Origin of the sequence: Pedobacter sp. HMWF019, from assembly GCF_003061025.1 — a bacterium.
Lineage (GTDB): Bacteria > Bacteroidota > Bacteroidia > Sphingobacteriales > Sphingobacteriaceae > Pedobacter.
On sequence record NZ_QAIL01000552.1, the window covers coordinates 1 to 6,879 of the forward strand.

6 protein-coding genes and 1 tRNA gene are annotated in these 6,879 nt (G+C 37.3%); 4 read left to right on the plus strand and 3 right to left on the minus strand.

Translation table 11 applies throughout. The annotated features are described in order from the left end of the window. Positions 1-149 precede the first annotated feature (149 nt). Positions 150-225 (plus strand) — tRNA-Lys (locus tag DBR11_RS26975). A gap of 303 nt (positions 226-528) precedes the next feature. Here the strand turns inward: DBR11_RS26975 and DBR11_RS26980 are convergent. Together DBR11_RS26980 and DBR11_RS26985 are read right to left on the minus strand one after the other, a co-directional pair. Beyond that, positions 529-1,563 carry a two-component regulator propeller domain-containing protein gene (locus tag DBR11_RS26980; RefSeq protein ID WP_108555651.1) on the minus strand — a complete coding sequence of 345 codons (1,035 nt, stop codon included), beginning with the start codon at positions 1,561-1,563 and terminating at the stop codon, positions 529-531. A gap of 648 nt (positions 1,564-2,211) precedes the next feature. Further along, complete coding sequence (locus DBR11_RS26985) at positions 2,212-3,498, minus strand: erythromycin esterase family protein (RefSeq protein WP_158275393.1); 1,287 nt, start codon at positions 3,496-3,498, stop codon at positions 2,212-2,214. A gap of 183 nt (positions 3,499-3,681) precedes the next feature. Between DBR11_RS26985 and DBR11_RS26990 the strand changes: the two genes are divergently transcribed. After that, positions 3,682-4,740 (plus strand): sensor histidine kinase, encoded by a 1,059-nt coding sequence (locus DBR11_RS26990; RefSeq protein WP_108555653.1) that lies wholly within the window; start codon positions 3,682-3,684, stop codon positions 4,738-4,740. Then, positions 4,737-5,417 carry a LytTR family DNA-binding domain-containing protein gene (locus tag DBR11_RS26995; RefSeq protein WP_108555654.1) on the plus strand — a complete coding sequence of 227 codons (681 nt, stop codon included), beginning with the start codon at positions 4,737-4,739 and terminating at the stop codon, positions 5,415-5,417. The genes DBR11_RS26990 and DBR11_RS26995 overlap by 4 nt, the downstream gene beginning before the upstream one ends. Positions 5,418-5,555: 138 nt before the next feature. On the opposite strand, the gene DBR11_RS27000 is transcribed toward DBR11_RS26995, so the two are convergent. Then, entirely contained in the window at positions 5,556-6,275 is a 720-nt protein-coding gene (locus DBR11_RS27000) for a YARHG domain-containing protein (RefSeq protein ID WP_108555655.1), read from the minus strand. A 267-nt stretch (positions 6,276-6,542) separates the two neighbouring features. Here DBR11_RS27000 and DBR11_RS27005 point away from each other — a divergent pair. Then, on the plus strand, positions 6,543-6,879 hold a 337-nt coding region (locus DBR11_RS27005; RefSeq protein WP_146186685.1), incomplete at its 3' end, for a hypothetical protein.

Sequence of the window (6,879 nt, forward strand, 5' to 3'; positions counted from 1 at the left end):
ATATAACACTACAGACATAAACGATGATAAATAATCTGACTTATAATCAGCTTTCTAAGGATTTTATAGAATAATATCTTGCAAGATATGTTAAGGAATTCTACATTTGCACCACTTTAAACGGAAACGCTTAAGGTAATTGAAAAAATGATTCCGTAGCTCAGCTGGTAGAGCATTACACTTTTAATGTAGTGGTCCTGGGTTCGAATCCCAGCGGGATCACCAGATTCATCATCAAAAAACAAAAAACCTGCAAACATTATGTTTGCAGGTTTTTTGTTTTTTCAGGAGGTGTCAAAACTTACAACGATTCGTCCTACTGTCCATACAGATGAAGTACAAACATATTTAGGTCAGGTACAAATGTTTACCATTGGGTTGTACCATCTAATTACTGATTCAGTATTTTCTTAGAGTCAACCTCAGTCGTAGCATATTGAATGCATTCATTGATAGCTTATTATTCATACTGCAGAATAATACTGGTTAATAATAATTGACAAATGATTTTAAAATCAGCAATACATATTATTTATGACCTTCTTTACTTTTAAAGTCCGTGATGGTATTTCCATCATAACGATACACCCCATTTCCAGATCCAAACCAAATACTTCCATCATTAGCTTCCAATATCCCCAAAAAACCCATTCTTCCCCCTGACTTAATTTCGCTTACAATAGGCTTTTTGTCGTACAAGGACTTGTGATCATAACGAGAAAGTGTCCAGACTGCCCCACCAGCAGGATCTATGCTACCTGTAGTCCATATATCTCCTTTTTTATCTTCGATTATTGCATAAGCCCCCCTCTGCGACACCTTAGTAAAGGTTCTGCCGTCATATCGCCAAAGACCATCAACGTCGCCGAACCAAATGCTTCCTTTTTTATCTTTGATTATTGACCAAACATTTTTAAACGCTTTGCCATCTTTGTTTTTTAAAACGGTAAATGTTTTTCCATCATAAAAACACGGCCCGTCCCCTGTAGCAATCCATAATTTCCCAGTTTTGTCTTCCATGATAGCCCTACCGCCATTATAGGGCAGTCCGTCTTTCGTTGTAAAATTTTGGAAGGATTTCCCATCGTAACGGCTCAGTCCAGCTCCGCCGAACCAAATATTACCGGCTTTATCTTCATAAATAGACATAATCAAATTATTGGCGAGGCCCTCGCTGGTTGTAAAATGTTGAAAGGATTTCCCATTGTAATAATAAACACCCGAATCTTTGGAAGCGAACCAAAGATGTCCTTTTCGATCTTCCAAAACATCCCAGAAGCTGGAGAAGCGGGGCGAACTTATTTTACTTGTCAGATTGGTGAAAGATTTTCCATCGTATCGAAACACGCCTAAGTAAGAAGCAATCAAAATGTCTCCATTTCTAGCTTGCCTTACATGCCGAACCATACTCATAGGTGCCTTGGAGGTTGCCGCCTCTTTAATTTGAGACTCGGAGTAATTTCCTTGAGTGATATTATCATGTGGTACGTTTGTTTGATTTTGTCCACAGGAGGTGTGAAAAACAAACATTAAGAACAATGCATATACGTGTAGGTGTTTCATAATTTCTTTAATATTGGTATTAGCTGCACTGTTTCATTAGCGGTTAATGTAGCTTCATTCATTTTTTAGTAAACGCTAAGACATATTATTGTTTCCATATTATATTAAAGTTGATCCAACAAAATTACTTTGATATCTTTCAGCACAGGGAATTTGGATTGTAAATAAAAATGTAAACTTTGTAAATATAATCTTGACAATTTGCTTGACAGCCAAAATCTCCTGTCCGGGAAAGGTAAGTAACTCATATTTCTAATTGAAAAGGGATCATCGAAAGCCTATTTACTTAAAGAGGAACTGATACAATGCAAATAACTCCTTTTTTTATTTCTAGCACTGATATGAAAAAGAGGCTGTATCATAAAACAATGCGCCTTAGCAAAGTATCAAAAAAAGCACCTTCTTATTATTCCGAGTACTCTTGCTAGCATTATAATCCAATTAAGGTCAAAGATGCATCAACTTAATTGCTGCCAATAACTTCAAATCCCCTGTTAAGTGGTTCGAGTGTTGTACCAAGGGATCACCAGAGAATAGTCGAATTTTCTATGCGGACGTTCAAAAACTCAAACTATCCGATATAGGTAATTGATGGGGAACGCTGGGTCTTTAAGTTATGATATAGCCTGCTGTGCTAATTCTTAAGGGTTATTTCAATGGTGTAGACGCATGGGTATCTTTGATGAACAGAAAAGCATCAAACATTTTTGCTAAGTTGAGGGTGTCGTAGGTTGATTTATCACTTTTTATCCCAAAGCCGATCAAGCGTAAAGGCTTGGCCAAACTGGCCAGCTTGGTTTTTGAAGGACTGAAATATAAGCTTGGTATATTTTTGCTGGCCAACATTTCATCCCAAGAACCCACAATGGGTTTTGCTAAGGGATAAGTCTTCATCAGATTGCTATTGGTAGGTCTAACATCAACCGTACCAGCAAAGGTACCATTGGCCGTGCCTGTACCCAGTACAAAGTAATTGTTAGGAAACAGCTTGAGCAAATAGCTTCCGGTACCTCCTACGGTCCCAGCATAGATCTTTGTTTTGCCCATATGTGCATTATGTGCCCAGATAATCATTTTGCTATTGCTGCCCTTTAAGATCATGGCAGCATTGTTGGCCATTAAACTATCGCGGTCCCCTTCGGCCGTCCCACCATAAAAAGGGGCAAAACCTTGTTTTAAATTCGTTAGTGCCTGTTGAAATTCCCCCTTTAAAACAGGGGAAAGTTGGAGGTTAACCATTTGTTTTTCTATTGAATCGGCAGTGATATAGCCACTTTTACTTCCCGAACGCAATAATTTCCAATCAATCTTGTAGCTTTTATCATTCATGCCGATCCAGGCTTCATCTTGTAGGCTGGCTGCTTGGTACAAACTTTTTACAGCAGGCATCAATGTCAGGTCTTGCCCTTTGGTTAATACTGAAATCAACATTTCAACATCTGGTTTTAGCAAAGGGAAATCTAGCCCGCTAAGGGTTACCTTGCGCTGGTGTGTGGCATTGCATTGTTTTACCCAGTCTAGCATTTCTTTGGTTTCTTCATTCTGCCAGATACTCATCAAATGGCTTTTCATTAATTGGCCTAAGTTTTTGGTTTTACTTATTTGTTGATTTAGTGCCCATACGTCACTCAGGTCATTTTCAAAGGCGATATAATCAAACCCTTGTTCTTCTACCAATATTCTACTGATCCAATAACGTACTTTGTAAAACTCGGCAGTACCATGGGTGCCTTCACCCAAGCCTACAACCCTCTTATCGCTCATTTCTTTGATCAGGGGAGCGATATTGACCTTAAAGCTTTTATAATCTTTCAACGAAATGGCTTTGATCTCTTGTGCGCTTAAGGTGGTGTCTTCGGTTGTACTTGCTTTTTGCTGTGCCACTATTGAGCTACTGTGGAATAGGATCGCCATCATTGCGATTACATTGTTCATATTTAATTTCATGTGTTCTTTATCTTTTACAAATGAAGGGAGAGTTGCCCGCAGATGATCTATTTATTCGACAAGTAAAGCATAAGGCGCCATCAATTAAGGTGGCATTATTTTAGTCGGGTAAAATGTGATGTTCGTCGAACCGGATGGTATAAAAACCAATAATTTTCCGAGTTTTGAAATGTGTTAAAAAAATCGACCCTTAATTTTCCAGTTGTATTTGAGCTGCTCATCTGGCTGTTTTACGTTTGCATCTATAAATATTCGTATTATATAGATCATCCGGAGCTTCTCCATATTCCCAATAATGATTTCCCTTATCCTGAAATTTGTTTGTATGCCATCTGTTCTACACTTTACCTAGTTCCTTATTATAAATGGGCTGTACCTCGTTTACTATACCTTAAAAAATATGTTTGGGTGTTATTGTTGAGCCTGTTTTATTTGGTGTTCCTCTCCGCCCTTAACCACATGGGCGTATCGTGGATATTTGCCCAGTTTACCACCGGGAGGCCCAGCCATCATTTTTTTACTACGGGTTATATGGTTTTTTTTATGGATTGGAATATGATCCTAACCGACGCGATTGCTTTTTTATCTGTTGCATTTTCAAGGTTTTCCTATCAAAATGAAGTTCAGCGCCATAGAATAGAAACTGACCACCTTCATTTGCAGCTCAACCTGCTAAAGACACAACTGCAGCCGCATTTTTTATTCAATACCTTGAATAGTTTATATGGAATGAGCCTTATTGAATCAAAGGAAACCCCAAGGTTTATTCTATTGCTATCGCAGATGATGCGGTATATTTTATACGATTGTGACCAAGAGGAGGTGGCGCTACAAGATGAACTGATCTTTTTGGAGGGGTATTTTGAATTGGAGCAGAAAAAATTTCCACATGCTAATATAATATTGAAAGTTGCTGAAGATATTCCCCCGCTAAAAATCCCACCCTTATTATTCCTGCCCTTGGTAGAAAACAGTTTCAAACATGGCAAACATAAATTGGAAAATGAGGCAGGTGTTTTGGCCAAACTATCATTTAAGGATGGTACTTTGGCTTTTAGGATTGAAAATGAAACATTACCTGCCAGTCCTTTACAAACCCCAGTTAAACGAGGAGGCATAGGCCTAAACAATATCAAAAAAAGATTGGAACTGTATTATCCAGATCGTCATCAACTTTTATTGACTACCGAAGATCTTATCTTTGTGGCAGAATTAAGTATACAACCATGATCAGTTGCCTAATATTAGACGATGAACCTTTAGCACATCAGGTGTTGGCTCATTATATTGAAGAGACTCCGGGTTTTAGCTTAGTTGCGAAATTTAGAAATGCGGTTGAAGCCTATGAATATCTGGGCAAAAATAAAATCGATCTCTTGTTCTTGGATATTGAAATGCCTTTAGTAAGTGGGGTAAACTTTTTGAAGGCGCTCCCTAATGCGCCTAAAACCATATTTACAACTGCCCATAAACAATATGCTTTTGAAGGCTTTGAACTCAATGCCATAGATTACCTGTTAAAGCCTTTTTCTTATGAGCGATTTTTAAAGGCTGTAGGCAAAATAGAAAAGGCCACCGTAACTACAGAAGAGATGACCAATACCTTGGTGATTAAAGATAAAGACGGAAGGCTCAGCCTTAAACAACAGGATATTCTTTATATTGAAGGCTGTAAAGATTATGTAAAGATCGTTGCCGAGCAAAAGGTGTACATCATTTATCATACTTTAAAAGGGATCCTAGAGAGGCTAAATCCTGTGGTATTTATTCAGGCGCACCGCTCTTACTTGGTCAATAAAATGCGGGTGGTAAGGCTTAGTCATGATCATTTGATTTTGAGCAATCAGACCCTGATTCCAATTGGTAAATCGTACAAAAAAAAACTGCTTTTGCATATTAATATCTAGCTTTTAAGAAATGCGGGCGAGGCATTGGGCCTAGGCAAAGAAGATCTGTCTATACTAAAATTTTCTACCTTAGAGGTCATCATAAAATATTATCCTGAAGCAGAAGGAATATACAAGAAAAGAGGATAGACAAAAAGCTTAACCAGCAACATCAAACTTGATAAACTTTAAAGTTTCATTGAACTCAAAACTCCAGGCATACGCAAACTCATTATTAAAGTCTGTAGGGTAAAGCGTGTTGTATTCGTCGATTTTAGAACCGCCCTGGTGGTTGTACACGATTTGAATTTTGTCACCATTAACATCAATCGAGTACACGTAGATATAATCCCCGTCGTCAATTTTCAATTCATACTTTGCTTTGTGTTTGTACCAATGAATGTCATTTACACTGATCATTTCTAAAGCTTTTTGTAAGTACTGGAAATCGTCTTTGGTTTTGAGGTATTTAAACCTTCGGGAGAGTTCCTGAGCATTGTCTGCCAACACATATTGTTTCAGCATTTTGATTTCAGAAATCATTTTCTCCCGTTTGCTTTTTAGGAAAAGGGCCTTACTCTGAAATAGACTGATGTTCTGTTTTTCTATTCCATTGAAGACAATTTGGTCATTGTTCTTTACTGGTTTATACCATGCCTTCTGGATGTAATAGCTATCCACTTCTTCCCCTTTTTTGAACTTGTATCCTTTTCTGGCAAACAAATCATTGGTTAAATACCGGATTTCATCAATACTCAGATGCTCAATTTGCTCAGGTTTGAGGACTTGGGTAGCGCAGGAAGCGCAGTCCTTCAGGGATTGAGCGCAAGCAGGTTTTAAGAAGAATAATGCAAGTAGCGTGACGTAAAATAATTTCATTTTTATCTGACTTAATATTAAAAAAATAAACGACCCTCGGCTGTAATTTAATGGTATAAAAAATCATCGCTAAAGTTCTCCCTGCTAAAGATAATCAATTCCGCTAGTTAGGAAAGACCATAATATCCTCAAAGTTTAGCCGGGTTTTAAAGTTAATATGAACTTAAGGATAAGCTCGATAATTTTGCCACATATTTGATAGCACTTGCCACATTAATTATACATTATTCTTTTAGTTTGGTTCCTTTGATCTATACCAAAAGAAATATGATAAAGACATTTAAAAAATTACTGACAAATTGGATTACCCATTTTTTAGTGGCATGGATTGCAATTACTGCATTTATACTAATCCCTTATCTGTATCATGTGCATATTTGGGGTAATTATATCTATAATACTGATGGTTCACCTGTAACAGGTTTGCAATATGTATCAAATATTAATCGGGATTTATTGATTGTTGCACTTTTTATCTTTCTGGCTGAAGTAATAAGACAGTTTGTATTTAAAAAATCTCATTTCATCTTTTTTATAGCAGCATGTTTATTGGCTGGAATGATTTCGTCTGTAGGCCTTTTTTCTTTGCACCCGCATCTTTTAG